The following is a 16020-nucleotide window of genomic DNA, read 5'->3' on the forward strand; positions in this document are numbered from 1 at the left end:
CATGTTGAAATCCCTGCGCTCTCCCACGAGCATCATCGTTCTTCTCGCCGGCATCGCCGGTATCGCCCTTGTGCTCTACGCCTGGCGGCTGCCGCCGTTCCACAGTTCGGTGGAATCGACGGAGAATGCCTATGTGCGCGGCTTTGTAACGATCATGAGCCCGCAGCTTGCGGGCTATGTCGCCGACGTTCCGGTGCACGACTACGAGACGGTCAAGGCCGGGCAACTGCTGGTCAAGATCGACGACCGCATCTATGCGCAGAAGGTGGCGCAGGCGGAAGCCACGCTTGCCGGGCAGAAAGCCGCACTTGCCAATTCCTTTCAGCAGGAGCTTTCCGCCAAGGCGGGCATCGCCGCCAGCCAGGCGCAGCTCGATAGTGCCAAGGCTGCCTTCAATCGGGCCCGGGCGACCTGGGACCGCATCCGCCCGCTCGCGGAAAAGGGTGTTTCGACCCGCAGTGATGCCGACCAGGCGCGTGCAGGCTTTGAGCAGGCCGACGCTGCCGTGAGCCAGGCAGAGGCCGGGCTGGAAGTGTCGAAGCAGGCGCTGGCGACGACGCTTGGCGCGCGTGCCGGATTGCAAGCCGCGGTGAGCGGAGCGGAAGCGGCCGTCGAACTCGCGCGAATCGATCTCGACAACACCCGCATCGTCGCGCCGCGGGACGGCCGTCTCGGTGAGATCGGCGCGCGGATCGGTCAATATGTGACGGCCGGCTCGCAACTCCTGGCGCTGGTGCCGAACGACGTCTGGGTCGTCGCCAATTTCAAGGAAACGCAGCTCGACGGCATGAAGGCGGGCCAACCCGTCGCCATCGCGGTCGACGCGCTCCAGCGGAACGAGCTGACGGGGCATATCGAGCGGTTCTCGCCCGCCGCCGGTTCGGAGTTCAGCATCATCCGTCCGGACAACGCCACCGGCAACTTCACCAAGGTGGCCCAGCGCGTCGGCGTGCGCATCGTCGTCGATCCCGGCCAGCCGCTGGCGGAAATGCTGTCGCCCGGCCTTTCGGTCGTCGTACGCGTCGACAAGGACGCGCCGGTGCGCGTTGCGCCGGACCAGGCGAACATCGGTGTCGCGCCTGTTGCCGCCCACGGATAAGACGGCCGAGGCCCACAGAGCCATTGCCAGAAACGGCCGCGCAACCAAGAAAAAAGCCCGGATCGATGATCCGGGCTTTCGCGTGTTGAATGGCCTTTAAGGCTTATTCTTCTTCGCCTTCGAATTCGGCTTCCGGGTTGAAGAAGTCTTCCGGCTTGAGGGCGTCTTCGTCAACGCCGTAGATGGCGTCGGCCGAGGTCAGGCTTTCGCCCTTTGCCTGGCGACCGGCTTCTTCGGCCGAACGGGCAACGTTGACTTCAACCGAGATCTCGACTTCCGAGTGCAGGTGCAGCGTGACCTTGTGCAGGCCGATCGACTTGATCGGCTGGTTGAGGTCGACCTGGTTGCGGCCGACGTTGAAGCCTTCGGCAGCGAGCACTTCGATGATGTCGCGGGCAGCAACCGAACCGTAGAGCTGGCCGGTTTCGCCAGCCGAGCGGACGATGATGAACGACTTGCCGTCGAGCTTCTCGGCAACAGCCTGGGCTTCCGACTTGCGCTCGAGGTTGCGGGCTTCGAGCGTCGAACGCTCAGCTTCGAAACGGGCCTTGTTGGCAGCGTTGGCGCGCAGCGCCTTGCCGAGCGGCAGGAGGTAGTTACGGGCAAAGCCGTCGCGAACCTTTACGGTTTCGCCCATCTGGCCGAGCTTGGCGATACGTTCGAGAAGAATGACTTCCATGTTGGTTTCCTTTCAGAGTTCCAGTTCGTTGGTCAGTTTTTTCCAACCGGCGTGACCGCGATGGTGCGTCGCGTATCGATCAGGCCGGACAGGAGGAAAAAGAATGCCGGGATCGTGAACACGAGCACCGACAGGTATGCAATCCACAGCACGGGAAGCCGCCAGGACTTGCCGCGTGTGCGGAAATGGAAGGAGGCGAAACCGGCAAGCAGGAAGCCCGCGCCGAAGGTTCCGCAGATCAGCGCGCCGATCGTTGCGGGTGCGCCGCCGAGGAAGGTGAGGACCAGGCCGCCGAGAAAGATGAAGATCGCGTTGCGGTGCATGCGCAGCGTCGACGGAATGTCCTCGCGCGGGCGCAACGACCGGCCGGACATCTGCACGATGCGGGTGGCGAGGTAGTAGGCGGTAAACAGCATCAGCACCCAGATCGCGCCCTGGACGAGCGGCAAAGCGAGGGTGAAAAGCGACTTGATCTGGGCGATGGCAGCCGCATCCGGGTTGTAGGCGCTGTCCTGCGCCTTCACGGCCTGAATGACGATATCGACCATGCGATCGGAGATATCGGCTCCATAACCGACGATCACGCCAACGATGATCATGCCGACGGTCACCAGACCGGCGAGATGGCTGAGGATATCGGAGAGCGGATACCAGGCAAGCGCCTCGTCCGGGCCGCCGAGTTCGGACGCCGGGCGGGCGAGATTGGCGAGATGGCTCAGCCAACCGGCCGGGATCAGCGTGACAACGAGGATCAGCAGCGCGAAGTAGGGCGAAACGAGAACGGCACCGGTGGCGCCGGCCGTGACGATCGCGGTGATCGCTGCGGCATTGCCCCAGCCGAGGCCGGCAATCAGGATTGGAAGTGCCGAAGCGGCATAAAGGACGATCGCAAGAGACGACTGCGTATTCGCGCCCATCGACAAGAGGGCGGCGGTAAAGCCGGCGAGAACGCCGGTCAGCAGCGATGTCCTGTTCACATTCGTCACGTTCGCTGTCCTGCTTCGTGCAGTTAGGGGATGGCCAAAGCGCAGCCCCAGCATGGGATTTTGGCGCATCGCGCCGGTTCCGATCCGCGCCCATCGCGGAAGGGAGAGAAAGAGGCGCTCACCTTAGGGGAGCGCTCTCCCAACAAGTCGGGTTCCGTCGAGTCAGAAGACTGACGGAGAGTCAGCCGTTCTTAGGAAACGACGTAGGGCAGCAGGCCGAGGAAGCGTGCACGCTTGATCGCCTGGGCGAGTTCGCGCTGCTTCTTCTGGGAAACGGCCGTGATGCGGGAAGGAACGATCTTGCCGCGCTCGGAAATGTAGCGCTGCAGAAGACGGATGTCCTTGTAGTCGATCCGCGGAGCGTTTGCGCCCGAGAAGGGGCAGGTCTTGCGGCGGCGGTGGAACGGGCGACGAACCGGAGCGGAAGAAACTTCAGCCATTGTCTTAATCTCCTAAAGCTTCTTGATTACGCGCGGTCTTCGCGCGGACGGCGCGGGCGGTCTTCGCGGTCGCCACGGTCCGGACGCGGACCACGGTCGCCGAAGCCACGCTCCGGACGGTCGCCATCGCGGCGCGGACGGTCGTCGCGGTCGCGCTTCTGCATCATGGCAGACGCGCCTTCCTCGTGCTTCTCGACGGCGATCGTCATGTAGCGCAGGATGTCTTCGTTGATGCGCATCTGGCGCTCGATTTCGTGAACAGCCGCTGCCGGAGCATCGATGTCCATGAGAACGTAGTGAGCCTTGCGGTTCTTCTTGATGCGGTAGGTGAGGGACTTCAGGCCCCAGTTCTCGACGCGACCGACCTTACCGCCGTTTGCTTCGAGCACGCCCTTGTACTGCTCGACGAGACCGTCGACCTGCTGCGGCGTGATGTCCTGGCGGGCCAAGAATACGTGTTCATAAAGAGCCATTGTGGCTTGCCTTTCTTGCGTTAATCAGCCCGGACCTCGGCGGCTAAGCCTCAACGACTGTTCTTAGTGGCTGCAGGCAGCCGGCAAGAAAGTGTTGTATCGAGACGGTCGAGAGCGGAGACACGGGAGGCCGGAAAGACGTGCAATCCTAACGGCTCCCCTCGAGGAAGCCGGCCCTCCGTTCAGCCACCAGCCAGAAGACCGGGCATTTCGAACAGCGCGCTTATACGCATTTTTCCGCGGAAGGCAAGGCTTGCCGCGTCTTTTCCGCTTTCTACGCCAGCCCGTTCACCTTTTTCCATTTGCGCAGGCGGCCGTGGGCGTTGGCATAGGGAGAGGAAGTATTGAACTGGATCATGCGTCCGAGCGTGAATTTTCCGTACCATGGCCGCCCGTAAAGCGTCTGCTCGTCGCGATCCCTGATGAGTACCTCGAGCGTCTCCTTGCTACGCTTCAGTCTGGCGACAAGCTCGCCCGGCGAAAGAGCGTGGAAGTCCGCATAGAATTTCTGCGCAAGCCGTCCGAGTTCGTTCCATTGATAGCCCGTCTCGGGGAAGTCGACCAGCTCGCCGCGCTGATCGCGATCGATCCATTTGATCACCAGTTCGCCCCAGCCGATGAGGTAGGCGACGAGGTCGCCGACGCTCATCATCGTGCCCTTGGCGTGGCCTTCTAGCGACGGTTCGCGGTAGCGCTCGTCAGGAACCCGTTCCAGCTCGCGCATCAGCCTGGCGAACTGGACGTCGATCGCCGCAAGCAGTTCCGCTTTCGTCTGGGGTACCGGCATCGGCGATCTGGTCTCACGCTCAGATCGGCATCGGGTAGATCCGGTGCAGCCGCCGGATCCCGTTCACGATGTCCTGCGACAGCGTAAGGTCGACGGCGCCAAGGTTGGTCTTCAACTGCTCCATCGAGGTCGCGCCGATGATGACGGAAGCCATGAACGGCCGCGCCAAGCAGAAGGCGATGGCCATCTGCGCCGGATCGAGGCCGTGCTCGCGTGCCAGTTTGACATAGCCTTCGACGGCCGGTTCCTGGTGCGGCGTGAAGCGGCCGCCGAGATCGCCGTTGATCGAAAGTCGCGAGCCCTTCGGCTTCGCGCCATCGAGGTACTTGCCGCTTAAGAGGCCGGCGGCGAGCGGCGAATAGGCGAGCAGGCCCACGTCTTCGTGGTGCGACAGCTCCGACAGGTCGAGGTCGTAGGCGCGGTAAAGCAGGTTGTATTCGTTCTGGATCGAGGCGACGCGCGGCAGGCTATGACGCTCTGCCATGTCGATGAACTTCATCGCGCCCCAGGCCGTTTCGTTGGAGAGGCCGATGGCGCGGACCTTGCCGGCCTTCACGAGGTCGCCGAGCTTGTCGAGGATTGCCCGGAGGTCACTCGCGACATGATCCTTGTCCTGCCTGGACGGGTCATAGGACCAAGCGTTGCGGAAATGGTAGTGGCCGCGGTTCGGCCAATGAAGCTGATAGAGGTCCACATAATCTGTCTTCAGCCGCTTGAGGCTGGCGTCGATCGCCTGGTCGATGCCCTCGGGTGTCGTCGGGTTGCCGTTGCGGATATAGGGGCGGCCGGGGCCGGCGACCTTGGTCGCAACGACGACCTCATCGCGCCGGCCGCGCCTGACCAGCCATTCGCCGATGAAGCGTTCCGTGTCGCCATAGGTCTCCGGCGAAAGCGGGGTCGTGGGGTAGAGTTCGGCCGTATCGATGAAGTTGACGCCCTTGTCGAAGGCGTAATCCAGTTGCTCGTGCGCCTCGGCGATGGAGTTCTGTGAACCCCAGGTCATGGTGCCCAGGCAGATTTCCGAGACCTTGATGCCGGTGCGGCCAAGCGTGTTGTAGCGCATCTAGATAAGTATCCTGGTGAAGGGCGGCGCCGACCTGGGAGGGAAGGGGCGCTGGCACCGGGAATGGAGCGGTCGCCTCGACCCTGGTAATCGGGTAGGGCAGAGCGACATCGGGCGGCAAACTTACGCCTTGATTGTTGAAGATCAAGGGCAAAAGGCCCCGTCGGCCGTGTCCGTGCCGGCCTCCAAGCTTGACTCGTCGGTAAGGAATGTGAATGGAGAGGAAGCCGGAGATGTATGGTTTCTGCCTGCATCCCGCTCTAACTCATAAGAACCGATCACTAGGATTTCGTGTCGCGCCGACCCGAAATCCTAGTGATCTAGGGAAGGGACGATCCCATGAGCATTGCATTCACGTTTCCAGGCCAGGGCAGCCAGGCTGTCGGCATGGGCAAGGATCTGGCCGACGCTTTTCCGGAAGCGGCAGCCGTCTTTGCCGAAGTCGATGAAGCACTCGGACAGAAGCTGTCCGAGATCATGTGGAACGGCCCCGAGGAAACGCTGACGCTGACGGCGAACGCCCAGCCGGCGCTGATGGCCGTATCGATGGCTGTCATTCGCGTGCTCGAAGCCAAGGGCCTCGACCTCAAGTCCAAGGTTTCCTTCGTCGCCGGCCATTCGCTCGGCGAATACTCGGCGCTCTGTGCTGCCGGTACCTTCTCCATTGCCGACACGGCGCGTCTCCTGCGCATCCGCGGCAACGCCATGCAGGCGGCGGTTCCCGTCGGCAAGGGCGCAATGGCGGCGATCATCGGCCTCGAACATGCGGATGTCGAAGCCGTCTGCCGCGAAGCCTCCGCGCTCGGTTCCTGCCAGATCGCCAACGACAATGGTGGCGGCCAGCTGGTGATCTCCGGCGAGAAGGCTGCCGTCGAGAAGGCCGCAGCACTCGCTTCCGAAAAGGGCGCCAAGCGCGCTCTGATGCTGCCGGTCTCTGCCCCCTTCCATTCCGCGCTGATGGCGCCGGCTGCCGACGCGATGCGCGAGGCGCTGGCCAAGGTCGAGAAGCGCAATCCGGTGGTGCCTGTCATCGCCAACGTGCTCGCCGCCCCGGTCAGCGATGCCGACGAGATCGCCCGGCTGCTGGTCGAGCAGGTCACCGGCCAGGTCCGCTGGCGCGAGACGGTCGAATGGTTTGCCGCCAACAATGTCACGACGCTTTATGAACTCGGCTCCGGCAAGGTCCTGACCGGGCTTGCCCGCCGCATCGACAAGACCGTCAACGGTATCGCCGTCAATACGCCCGCCGATATCGACGCAGCACTCGCCGCCTTGCTCGCCTGAGCGAACGCCTAGGCGCTCCAGTTATAAGGAATCAAAGAGATGTTTGATCTTTCCGGCCGCAAGGCTCTCGTTACCGGTGCATCCGGTGGTATCGGCGAAGAAATCGCCCGCATGCTGCACGCCCAGGGCGCGACCGTCGGTCTGCACGGCACCCGCGTCGAAAAGCTGGAAGCGCTTGCCAACGAACTTGGCGATCGCGTGCAGCTCTTCCCGGCAAACCTTTCCGACCGCGCCGAAGTCAAGGCGCTCGGCGAGAAGGCCGAAGCCGAGCTTGGCGGCGTCGACATCCTCGTCAACAATGCCGGCATCACCAAGGACGGTCTCTTCGTGCGCATGAGCGACGAGGACTGGGATGCCGTTCTCGAAGTGAACCTGACGGCCGTGTTCCGCCTGACGCGCGAACTCACCCATCCGATGATGCGTCGCCGTTTCGGCCGCATCGTCAACATCACCTCCATCGTCGGCGTCACCGGCAACCCCGGCCAGGCGAACTACTGCGCCTCCAAGGCCGGCATGATCGGCTTCTCCAAGTCGCTGGCCCAGGAAATCGCGACGCGCAACGTCACGGTCAACTGCGTGGCTCCGGGCTTCATCGAAAGCGCGATGACCGGCAAGCTCAACGACAAGCAGAAGGACGCGATCATGGGCGCGATCCCGATGAAGCGGATGGGCACCGGCGCTGAAATCGCTTCGGCGGTCGTTTACCTCGCTTCCAACGAAGCGGGCTACGTCACCGGCCAGACGATTCACGTCAATGGCGGCATGGCCATGATCTGATCCGCTTTCCAGGACGGGCCGCCCGCCGAGATTGTGCGGTGGGCGATCTTCAACGTCCCGGGACGCCGCCTGCCAAATGCCTGAAATTCAATGTTGAGCAAGCGAATGACAGGCATTTTCGGACTTTGCGACAGCGTTAAACCGTGTTAATCGGGCCATGACTGTTAGCAGTCGACCGGTCCCGCCAGGTGCCCGGCAGCCTTGGCTGCCTTGGGTTTGCCGCAGTTCCGGTTGGATGGATTGCCGGGTGGGCCGTCTTGGTCTATCAGGCTTACAGAAGAGTACCGGTGCCGGAATAGGCGCCTACAGAAACGAAGGTCGAGGAACTCCGACATGAGCGATATCGCAGAACGCGTAAAGAAAATTGTTATTGATCATCTTGGCGTCGACGCCGAAAAGGTCAGCGAAGGCGCAAGCTTCATCGACGACCTCGGCGCGGACTCGCTCGACACCGTCGAACTGGTCATGGCTTTCGAAGAAGAATTCGGCGTTGAAATCCCGGACGACGCTGCTGACTCGATCCTGACTGTCGGCGACGCCGTCAAGTTCATCGAAAAGGCTCAGGCCTAATACCTTAAAGCGGCTTCGGCCGTGGACGGGCCGCCTAAAGCGGCCCGTTTCAGCCCAGGGAAGTGGGCTATCCCGCGCTGAGCGGGGATTTCGATCAGCAAGCGTTTCCCGCATATCCCTCTGATCGTGAATAAGAACCTTAAAATGGATGCCCGGATCGGGTTCGTTACACGTGGTCCGATCCGGCTCTGAAATGGAAAAGTCAGGGTGGGTCGCGGACTATGAGACGTGTCGTTATCACCGGTACCGGCATGGTATCTCCCTTGGGTTGCGGAACTGAGGCGACGTGGGCGCGCCTGCTTGCCGGGCACAATGCCGCGCGCAAGGTGACCGAATTCGAGGTCGAGGACCTTCCTGCCAAGATTGCCTGCCGCATTCCCTTCGGCGACGGCACCGATGCTACCTTCAATGCCGACGACTGGATGGAGCCGAAGGAGCAGCGCAAGGTCGATCCGTTCATCGTCTACGCGATGGCTGCGGCCGACATGGCGCTGGCCGATGCCGGCTGGAAGCCGGAGAACGATGAAGACCAGATCGCGACCGGCGTGCTGATCGGTTCGGGCATCGGCGGTCTCGAAGGCATCGTCGAAGGCGGCTACACGCTGCGCGACAAGGGTCCCCGCCGCATCTCGCCGTTCTTCATTCCTGGCCGGCTCATCAATCTTGCCTCGGGCCAGGTGTCGATCCGCCACAAGCTGCGCGGTCCGAACCACTCTGTCGTCACCGCCTGTTCGACCGGCGCGCATGCGATCGGCGACGCGAGCCGCCTGATCGCGCTCGGCGATGCCGACGTCATGGTGGCCGGTGGTGCGGAATCGCCGATCTGCCGGATCTCGCTCGCCGGCTTTGCCGCCTGCAAGGCGCTATCGACCCAGCACAATGACGATCCGCAGAAGGCCTCGCGCCCCTACGATATCGACCGTGACGGTTTCGTCATGGGCGAGGGCGCCGGCGTCGTCATCCTCGAAGAGCTCGAGCATGCCAAGGCCCGTGGCGCCAAGATCTATGCGGAGGTCGTCGGCTACGGCCTTTCGGGCGATGCGTTCCACATCACCGCTCCGTCGGAAGATGGCGACGGTGCCTATCGCTGCATGCAGATGGCGCTGAAGCGAGCCGGCCTGACGGCTGCCGATATCGACTACATCAACGCCCACGGCACCTCCACCATGGCCGACACGATCGAGCTTGGCGCCGTCGAGCGCCTGGTCGGCGAACACGCGTCGAAGATCTCGATGTCCTCGACCAAGTCGGCCATCGGCCACCTGCTCGGCGCTGCCGGCGCGGTGGAAGCGATCTTCTCGGCGCTGGCGATCCGCGACAACATTGCGCCGCCGACGCTGAACCTCGACAATCCGTCGATCGAGACGAAGATCGACCTCGTGCCGCATGTCGCGCGCAAGCGCGAAATCAACGTGGCGCTCTCGAATTCCTTCGGCTTCGGCGGCACCAACGCCTCGTTGGTCCTGCGCCGCTACACCGGCGCCTGATCGCGCGCCCGGAGCGTCGCTTGAGCCAATTGTCGCGCCGACCGTCAAAGGCGGCGCGATGATCCAGCTTTTGCCGTATTGCTCGCTACAAGCATGTGGTGGGAGGAGGTGTCGTCACGGAAGACGGCGCTCGCCGACCGCGATGTTCGCGCAAGGCATATCTGTCAGATTGCCCTTCAGTCATTGCCTGGAATTGCGGTTTGCCGGGTTTTTGCCGCGGGCCGTGGTTCCGGACTAAAGTGTCGGTCGTCCGCCGCGTTCTCTTGAACGGACGGTGATTCGACACATTTCTGTGGTTCTTCGGTGAGATTGCACCGACTGCGGATTTTTGAGTAACTGCGGATGTCGGCCTTCTGGGCGGCACCGTTTTATAAATTTGACCTATGCCTGCCACGGTCCAGTCCGAAATTCGCACCGGAAGCAGGAAGAGAATGAGGCCGCGAATTTCGGGTTCGGGATAATCGTGAGCGACTCAAACGATAACGGCGCGGCGCAATTTGGCCGCAGTGAAAACGCGAGCAACGGACCGATCATTCCGAAATCGGCAAACGAGGCGCTGCGTCCGGAAAAAGTGCCGCAACCGCCGAAACGATCGCGCAAGGCCCGCAGCCAGGTCGTGATCTTCCTGAACTTCGTCATGACCGTCATTGTCTTTGCCGCGCTCGCCGCCGCCGGCACGGTCTATTATGCGATGCACCAGTACGAAAGGCCGGGTCCGCTGCAGGCGAACCAGAACTTCATCGTCCGGGGCGGCGCCGGCATGAGCGAGATCGCCAGCGGGCTCGAGCGCGGCAACATCATCACCGATGCGCGCGTTTTCCGTTTCGTTTCCGAAGCCTACCTCGACAACGAGACGCTGAAGGCCGGCGAATATGAGATCAAGGCCGGCTCGTCGATGCAGGAGGTCATGCAGCTTCTGAAGTCGGGCAAGTCGATCCTCTACTCCGTTTCCCTGCCGGAAGGCCTGACCGTCAAGCAGATGTTCCACAGGCTGGCCGACGATCCGGTGCTCGTCGGCGACCTGCCGACGGAGCTGCCGCCGGAAGGCACCCTGATGCCGGACACCTACAAGTTCACGCGCGGCACCAAGCGCGGCGAGATCGTCCAGCAGATGGCCGCAGCCCAGAAGGTGCTGGTCGGCCAGATCTGGGAAAAGCGCGATCCCAACCTGCCGGTGTCGACGGTTGAGGAGCTCGTGACGCTTGCCTCGATCGTGGAGAAGGAAACCGGTCGCGCCGACGAGCGTCCGCGCGTCGCCTCCGTCTTCATCAACCGGCTCGACAAGGGCATGCGGCTGCAATCCGACCCGACGATCATCTATGGCATCTTCGGCGGCGACGGAAAGCCGGCCGACCGGCCTATCCTGAAGTCGGACATCGACAAGCAGACGCCGTACAACACCTATATCATCAAGGGGCTGCCGCCGACGCCGATCGCCAATCCTGGTCGTGCAGCGCTGGAAGCGGTCGCCAATCCGTCGCGCACGCCTGAGCTTTACTTCGTTGCCGATGGCACGGGCGGCCACGTCTTTGCCGAGACGCTCGACGAGCACAATGCCAATGTCCGCCGCTGGCGCAAGGTCGAGGCGGAGCGGGCGGCAGAAGCGGCGAAGGCTGCGGCTGACGCGGGCACCGCCGAACCGGCAGCCACGCAGCCGCAATAACGCCGACTGCTGGCGGCGCATAGCCGCGCAGCGGTGCTTGCATTGTGGACGGACGAATCACGGCGCGGATATCCCTTGCGGGATGCCGCGCCGTCGCCTTATTGCTTCTGCTGAAACCGCAACGGAGGTGATGATGCCGCTCCAATCGATGACCGGCTTTGCCCGGAGAGAAGGCAGCAGCGGCCGCCGTCGTTGGGCCTGGGAGCTGCGCTCCGTCAACGGCAAGGGCCTGGACCTCAGGCTGCGCCTGCCGCAGGGGCTCGAGCGCTTCGAGCCCGAGGTGCGCAAGCTCGCAGCGGAGTATTTTTCCCGCGGCAATCTTCAGATCGGCCTCTCCGTCAGCGGCGGCGAGGCGGCCGTCGAGGCCGTGGTCAACCAGGCAGCCTTGACGGCGGTGCTGAACCTGCGCGGCCAGCTCGGTGATCTCGTCGATCCCGCGCCACTCCGGTTCGACACGCTTCTCTCGATCCGCGGCATCGTCGACTTCCGCGAGCCGGAAGAAAGCGAAGAAGAGCGTGCGGCGCTCGATGCCGGTATTCTGGCAGGTCTGGCGGGTGCGCTCGCCGATTTGCGCGCGATGCGAGAAGACGAGGGCGCGGCACTCTGTCAGATCCTGCTGGGACAGGTCGAGACGATCGAGCGGCTGACGGCGACGGTTGAGTCCGACCCGTCACGTAGCGCCGCTGCGATTGCCGGTCGGCTGGCGCAGCAGGTGGCTCTGGTGATGGACAACGGCTCGTCGCTCGACCGGGACCGGCTCCATGCCGAAGTCGCTTTGCTCGCCACCAAGGCGGATCTTCGCGAAGAGATCGACCGGCTTGGTTCCCACATCGTTGCCGCCCGGGAGCTTCTGTCGAAGGGCGGTCCCGTCGGGCGCAAGCTCGATTTCCTCGCACAGGAATTTAACCGAGAATCGAATACGATCTGTTCCAAGTCCAACGCGGCCGCTGTGTCTGCCGCCGGCATCGAGCTGAAGGTCGTCATCGACCAGTTCCGCGAACAGGTCCAGAATCTGGAGTAAGGTATGAACCCGGCGACCCCTTCGCCCATCAAGATCGCCCGTCGTGGGCTGATGCTCGTCATTTCCTCGCCGTCGGGCGCAGGCAAGTCGACCATTGCGCGCAACCTCCTGGAAGCCGATCCGGAGATGAGCATTTCGGTCAGCGTGACGACGCGTCAGCGGCGACCAAGCGAGATCGATGGACGGCACTATCACTTCAAGTCGATCCGCGAGTTCGAGGCGCTGAGGTCCACCGACTCGCTGCTCGAATGGGCGGAGGTGCACGGCAACTTCTACGGCACGCCGCGAGATGCGGTCGAGGCGGCCATGGCCGCGGGCCGGGACATGCTGTTCGATATCGACTGGCAGGGCGCTCAGCAGCTCCAGGAGAAGATGGCGGGCGACGTCGTCTCGATCTTCATCCTGCCGCCGTCAATGGCTGAACTGCAGTCACGCCTGCATCGTCGCGCCGAAGACAGCGAAGAGGTGATCGCCACGCGCCTTGCCAACTCGCGCGCCGAGATCGAGCACTGGCGGGAGTATGATTACATCGTGCTCAACGACGACCTCGACCGCGCCTTTGCATCCGTGCGTGCGATCGTCGAGGCCGAACGCCTGCGCCGCGACCGGCGCCCCGGCCTGTTCGATTTCGTCAACGGGCTGCTGACCGAAAACCCGTTCTAAGGCTTCAAAAGAAATGGCTCCGTGAGGAGCCATTTTTGATTCACGCTATTTGTAGCGCGCACCTTGCGATCCATATGCCCGCTCAGAGGCAGTTGGCCAGGCGACAGAACTCTTCCACCGAAAGTGTTTCGGCGCGTCGCTGCGGGTCGATATCGGCCTTGGCAAGCAGCGCCTCGCCACCGAGTGGCTTCAGGCTCTGCCGCAGCATCTTGCGGCGCTGGCCGAAGGCTGCATGCGTCACTTTCTCGAGCGCCGCGACCGAGCAGGGGATCGGGTTTTCCACCGGCTCCAGATGGACCACGGACGACGTCACCTTCGGTGGTGGCGTAAAGGCCTGCGGCGGCACGTCGAATGCCATCCGCGCCTTTGTGCGCCAACCACAGAGCACGCCGAGGCGGCCATAGTGGTCGTCATCCGCGTCGGCGACGATCCTCAGGCCCACTTCGCGCTGGAACATCAGCGTCAGCGACTGCCAGAAGGGCGGCCAGCGCTCGGGCAGCAGCCAGTTAACGAGCAACTGAGTGCCGACATTGTAGGGCAGGTTGGCGATGATCTTGACCGGCCCATCGTCGGCAAGCGTCTCGAACGACGTCTTCAAAGCATCGCCTTCGATGACCTGTAGCCGATCGGGATAATGCGCGCCGATTTCGGCAAGTGCCGGCAGGCAGCGCGCGTCCCGCTCAATCGCAATGACCTTCTTGGCACCGAGCGCGAAGATGGCGCGGGTGAGGCCTCCCGGTCCGGGGCCGACCTCGATGACCGTTGCCCCTTCGAGCGAACCGGCGGTCCGCGCGATCTTCTGCGTCAGGTTGAGATCGAGCAGGAAGTTCTGGCCGAGCGCCTTCTTGGCATCGAGGCCGTGACGCTGGATTACGTCGCGTAGCGGAGGAAGACCGTCAAGGGCGGCCATCAGCGGGTATCTCCTGGCATATTGGCCGCAAGCGATGCGGCAAGGTCGAGCGCGGCCCGAAGGCTGTCGTCGCGGGCGACGCCCTTGCCGGCAAGGCCGAAGGCCGTGCCGTGGTCGGGCGACGTGCGGATGAAGGGAAGACCGAGCGTGACGTTGACGCTATCGTCGAAGCCGAGCGCCTTGGCCGGGATCAGCGCCTGGTCGTGATACATGCAGATGGCCACGTCGTAGGTGGCGCGTGCGCGATCATGGAACATCGTATCTGCCGGCAGCGGGCCGACCGCATCGATACCCTCCGCACGCAGCCTGTCGATGACGGGCCGGATGACGGCGTCGTCCTCGAGACCGAGCGCACCGTTTTCGCCCGCATGCGGGTTCAGCCCGGCGATCGCGAGCCGTGGCTGTCGAAGTCCGAAACGATTGCGAAGGTCGGCCGCAGTAATCGCGCAGGTGCGGTAGATGAGGTCCGGCGTCAGTTGCTCCGGCACGTCCTTCAAGGGGATATGGATGGTGACGGGAACGGCGCGCAGCTTCGGTCCGGCCAGCATCATCACCGGCAGCACCGGCTGTCCCGTCGCCTTTTCGGCAAGATCGGCGAGATATTCGGTATGGCCCGGGAAGCGGAAGCCGGCGTCATAGAGAACCGCCTTGGCGATCGGGTTCGTGACCACGGCCGAGGCCTGTCCGGCGGTCACCAGTCGCACGGCCGTGTCGATCGCCCCGATCACGGCGCTGGCATTGACGGTGTCGGGCTCGCCGGCCTTGACCGGGGCAGGGCAGGCAAGCGGCAGGACCGGCAGCGCCGTGTCGAAGAGGGAGAGGGCGCCGGCGCAATCCGTCTCGCGGATGGACACCGTGTAGCCGAGCATCGAGGCGCGCGCGGCAAGGACTGCGGGGTCGCCGATGAAAAGGAAGGGGGCCGTCGCATGGTCGCGGCGGCCGAGCCAGGTCGAGAGGCTGATGTCCGGCCCGATACCGGCCGGGTCGCCCATGGTCAGGGCGAGAGGCCCGCCGGTAGTTTCGCGCATGTTTCCGTCGTGATTACTTGTTGACGATTTGCGCCTTCTTGCGCAGCTCCTCGAGGTACTTCTCGCTGTTCGGGTCTTCGCCACCGGCCTTCTTCTTGCCGATATCCTCGGCGCGGAAGACGATTTCGGCGGCGGTGTCGTCGTTGACCTCACGCTTCTTGCAGATCGCCAGGTACTCGACGCCCTTTTCTGTCACGCGGGTTCCGGTGGTGCCATTCTCGCCGGCCTTCTCGATCAGCGGCTTCCATTCGTCAGGCAGCTGCTGGGCAAGCATGCGGCCGAGGCTGCGGATCGACACGTCGCGATAGTTGGCGGCAAACACCTTCGAGGTTTCGCAGCCCGGGAACTGAGCGCGCGAGGCGTTGGCTTCCGCCTGCCGCTTCGCGGTGATCGCGCCGCGCTTCTTCTCGGGAATGACGAAGATCACCTGCTGCAGGAAATACTCGGTGGTCACCGGCTTCTGTCCGCCGCCTTCCATCATGCGCTTGACGAGGTCGGCGCCCTGGAGGCGGTTAGAGCTGCCGTAACGGAAGTTGACCGCACGCGGCCAGCTCATCTGCACGGCGATGAATTGCTTGAAATGTTCGGAGCCGACGCCGGCCTGATCGAGAATCTTGCCGAGCTGCTCGGTCGAAAGCTTGTTGCCCGAGGCGAAGCGCGCATAGGCGGCATCGACTTCCTGCGTGCTGACGGACTGGCCGATGCGTGCGATCTCGGCACGCTTGAGAACTTCGTCGACGAGTTGCTTCTTGGCTTCGTCGTTGCCGCCCTTCTGGCGCTGCAGGCGAAGGAAGGCCACGCGCTTGGCGATGTCGCCGGAGGTAATCACCGTGTTGTTGACCGTTACCTTGACCGTGCTCGCTGCTGCCTGAGCTCCGGAGCATATTGCAACGCTCAAGGTGCCGGCCAAAGCCAGTACCGACAGTGTCCTCAAGATCGACATTTTCCCGCCCATTCTCTTTTCCTATATCCCGGACTATCACCGTCGACAGGCTTTGTCCGCCTGCCGGCCTTGCGCCGTTGCCTTATCTTGTCGGAGGGAATGCATAATACATGCGGCCAAACGATGACAAGACCGTTTGACGGTGCC

17 protein-coding genes are annotated in these 16020 nt (G+C 63.3%); 8 read left to right on the forward strand and 9 right to left on the reverse strand.

The features are described 5' to 3' along the window. Position 1: 1 nt before the first annotated feature. On the forward strand, positions 2-1099 hold the full coding sequence (locus ASE71_RS16775; RefSeq protein WP_060522120.1) for an HlyD family secretion protein: 1098 nt from the start codon (positions 2-4) through the stop codon (positions 1097-1099). 103 nt (positions 1100-1202) lie between these two features. Here the strand turns inward: ASE71_RS16775 and rplI are convergent, their stop codons facing one another. From rplI to ASE71_RS16805, 6 genes are all read right to left on the reverse strand, one after another. Then, the gene (gene rplI, locus ASE71_RS16780) at positions 1203-1778 is read right to left on the reverse strand and encodes a 50S ribosomal protein L9 (protein WP_034803982.1); all 576 of its coding nucleotides are present in this window, start codon (positions 1776-1778) and stop codon (positions 1203-1205) included. A 32-nt stretch (positions 1779-1810) separates the two neighbouring features. Continuing rightward, the gene (locus ASE71_RS16785; protein WP_034803975.1) at positions 1811-2764 is read right to left on the reverse strand and encodes a membrane protein; all 954 of its coding nucleotides are present in this window, start codon (positions 2762-2764) and stop codon (positions 1811-1813) included. 191 nt (positions 2765-2955) lie between these two features. Next, positions 2956-3204 (reverse strand): 30S ribosomal protein S18, encoded by a 249-nt coding sequence (gene rpsR / locus ASE71_RS16790; RefSeq protein ID WP_025426448.1) that lies wholly within the window; start codon positions 3202-3204, stop codon positions 2956-2958. A gap of 26 nt (positions 3205-3230) precedes the next feature. Next, positions 3231-3677: a 30S ribosomal protein S6 gene (gene rpsF / locus ASE71_RS16795; protein ID WP_034803973.1), complete on the reverse strand. Its 447-nt coding sequence runs from the start codon at positions 3675-3677 to the stop codon at positions 3231-3233. 274 nt (positions 3678-3951) lie between these two features. Beyond that, entirely contained in the window at positions 3952-4464 is a 513-nt protein-coding gene (locus ASE71_RS16800) for a ClbS/DfsB family four-helix bundle protein (protein ID WP_060522121.1), read from the reverse strand. A 19-nt stretch (positions 4465-4483) separates the two neighbouring features. Further along, a complete protein-coding gene (locus ASE71_RS16805) occupies positions 4484-5527 on the reverse strand; it encodes an aldo/keto reductase (RefSeq protein WP_060522122.1) in 1044 nt (347 codons plus the stop codon). Positions 5528-5866: 339 nt separating this feature from the next. On the opposite strand from ASE71_RS16805, the gene fabD reads away from it, so the two are divergent. From fabD to gmk, 7 genes are all read left to right on the forward strand, one after another. Then, the gene (gene fabD, locus ASE71_RS16810; protein WP_034803962.1) at positions 5867-6811 is read left to right on the forward strand and encodes an ACP S-malonyltransferase; all 945 of its coding nucleotides are present in this window, start codon (positions 5867-5869) and stop codon (positions 6809-6811) included. A gap of 39 nt (positions 6812-6850) precedes the next feature. Further along, entirely contained in the window at positions 6851-7588 is a 738-nt protein-coding gene (fabG, locus tag ASE71_RS16815; RefSeq protein ID WP_034803959.1) for a 3-oxoacyl-[acyl-carrier-protein] reductase, read from the forward strand. Positions 7589-7921: 333 nt separating this feature from the next. Beyond that, on the forward strand, positions 7922-8158 hold the full coding sequence (locus ASE71_RS16820) for an acyl carrier protein (protein ID WP_003531676.1): 237 nt from the start codon (positions 7922-7924) through the stop codon (positions 8156-8158). 221 nt (positions 8159-8379) lie between these two features. After that, entirely contained in the window at positions 8380-9645 is a 1266-nt protein-coding gene (fabF, locus tag ASE71_RS16825) for a beta-ketoacyl-ACP synthase II (protein ID WP_034803942.1), read from the forward strand. Positions 9646-10108: 463 nt separating this feature from the next. Continuing rightward, complete coding sequence (mltG, locus tag ASE71_RS16830; RefSeq protein WP_060522232.1) at positions 10109-11308, forward strand: endolytic transglycosylase MltG; 1200 nt, start codon at positions 10109-10111, stop codon at positions 11306-11308. Between the two features lie 133 nt (positions 11309-11441). Next, a complete protein-coding gene (locus ASE71_RS16835; RefSeq protein WP_060522233.1) occupies positions 11442-12329 on the forward strand; it encodes a YicC/YloC family endoribonuclease in 888 nt (295 codons plus the stop codon). Positions 12330-12332: 3 nt separating this feature from the next. Beyond that, positions 12333-12992, forward strand: coding sequence for a guanylate kinase (gene gmk, locus ASE71_RS16840; protein ID WP_034803935.1), 660 nt, complete (start codon positions 12333-12335; stop codon positions 12990-12992). An 82-nt stretch (positions 12993-13074) separates the two neighbouring features. On the opposite strand, the gene rsmA is transcribed toward gmk, so the two are convergent. Genes rsmA through ASE71_RS16855 form a run of 3 tightly spaced genes read right to left on the reverse strand, consistent with a single transcriptional unit; the run spans position 13075 to position 15885 of the window. Further along, positions 13075-13902 (reverse strand): 16S rRNA (adenine(1518)-N(6)/adenine(1519)-N(6))-dimethyltransferase RsmA, encoded by an 828-nt coding sequence (gene rsmA / locus ASE71_RS16845; protein WP_060522123.1) that lies wholly within the window; start codon positions 13900-13902, stop codon positions 13075-13077. Continuing rightward, positions 13902-14930 carry a 4-hydroxythreonine-4-phosphate dehydrogenase PdxA gene (gene pdxA / locus ASE71_RS16850; protein WP_060522124.1) on the reverse strand — a complete coding sequence of 343 codons (1029 nt, stop codon included), beginning with the start codon at positions 14928-14930 and terminating at the stop codon, positions 13902-13904. Before pdxA ends, rsmA begins: the two co-directional genes overlap by 1 nt. A gap of 13 nt (positions 14931-14943) precedes the next feature. Beyond that, entirely contained in the window at positions 14944-15885 is a 942-nt protein-coding gene (locus ASE71_RS16855; RefSeq protein WP_034803927.1) for a peptidylprolyl isomerase, read from the reverse strand. Between the last annotated feature and the right edge of the window lie 135 nt (positions 15886-16020).

It is taken from the genome of Ensifer sp. Root954, assembly GCF_001429005.1.
Classification (GTDB): domain Bacteria; phylum Pseudomonadota; class Alphaproteobacteria; order Rhizobiales; family Rhizobiaceae; genus Ensifer; species Ensifer adhaerens.

Coding starts and splice junctions, on each gene's coding strand:
- ASE71_RS16775 (WP_060522120.1), top strand. CDS start 2: ATGTTGAAATCCCTGCGCTCTCCCACGAGCATCATCGTTCTTCTCGCC.
- rplI (WP_034803982.1), bottom strand. CDS start 1,778: ATGGAAGTCATTCTTCTCGAACGTATCGCCAAGCTCGGCCAGATGGGC.
- rpsR (WP_025426448.1), bottom strand. CDS start 3,204: ATGGCTGAAGTTTCTTCCGCTCCGGTTCGTCGCCCGTTCCACCGCCGC.
- rpsF (WP_034803973.1), bottom strand. CDS start 3,677: ATGGCTCTTTATGAACACGTATTCTTGGCCCGCCAGGACATCACGCCG.
- ASE71_RS16800 (WP_060522121.1), bottom strand. CDS start 4,464: ATGCCGGTACCCCAGACGAAAGCGGAACTGCTTGCGGCGATCGACGTC.
- ASE71_RS16805 (WP_060522122.1), bottom strand. CDS start 5,527: ATGCGCTACAACACGCTTGGCCGCACCGGCATCAAGGTCTCGGAAATC.
- fabD (WP_034803962.1), top strand. CDS start 5,867: ATGAGCATTGCATTCACGTTTCCAGGCCAGGGCAGCCAGGCTGTCGGC.
- fabG (WP_034803959.1), top strand. CDS start 6,851: ATGTTTGATCTTTCCGGCCGCAAGGCTCTCGTTACCGGTGCATCCGGT.
- ASE71_RS16820 (WP_003531676.1), top strand. CDS start 7,922: ATGAGCGATATCGCAGAACGCGTAAAGAAAATTGTTATTGATCATCTT.
- fabF (WP_034803942.1), top strand. CDS start 8,380: ATGAGACGTGTCGTTATCACCGGTACCGGCATGGTATCTCCCTTGGGT.
- ASE71_RS16835 (WP_060522233.1), top strand. CDS start 11,442: ATGCCGCTCCAATCGATGACCGGCTTTGCCCGGAGAGAAGGCAGCAGC.
- gmk (WP_034803935.1), top strand. CDS start 12,333: ATGAACCCGGCGACCCCTTCGCCCATCAAGATCGCCCGTCGTGGGCTG.
- rsmA (WP_060522123.1), bottom strand. CDS start 13,902: ATGGCCGCCCTTGACGGTCTTCCTCCGCTACGCGACGTAATCCAGCGT.
- pdxA (WP_060522124.1), bottom strand. CDS start 14,930: ATGCGCGAAACTACCGGCGGGCCTCTCGCCCTGACCATGGGCGACCCG.
- ASE71_RS16855 (WP_034803927.1), bottom strand. CDS start 15,885: ATGGGCGGGAAAATGTCGATCTTGAGGACACTGTCGGTACTGGCTTTG.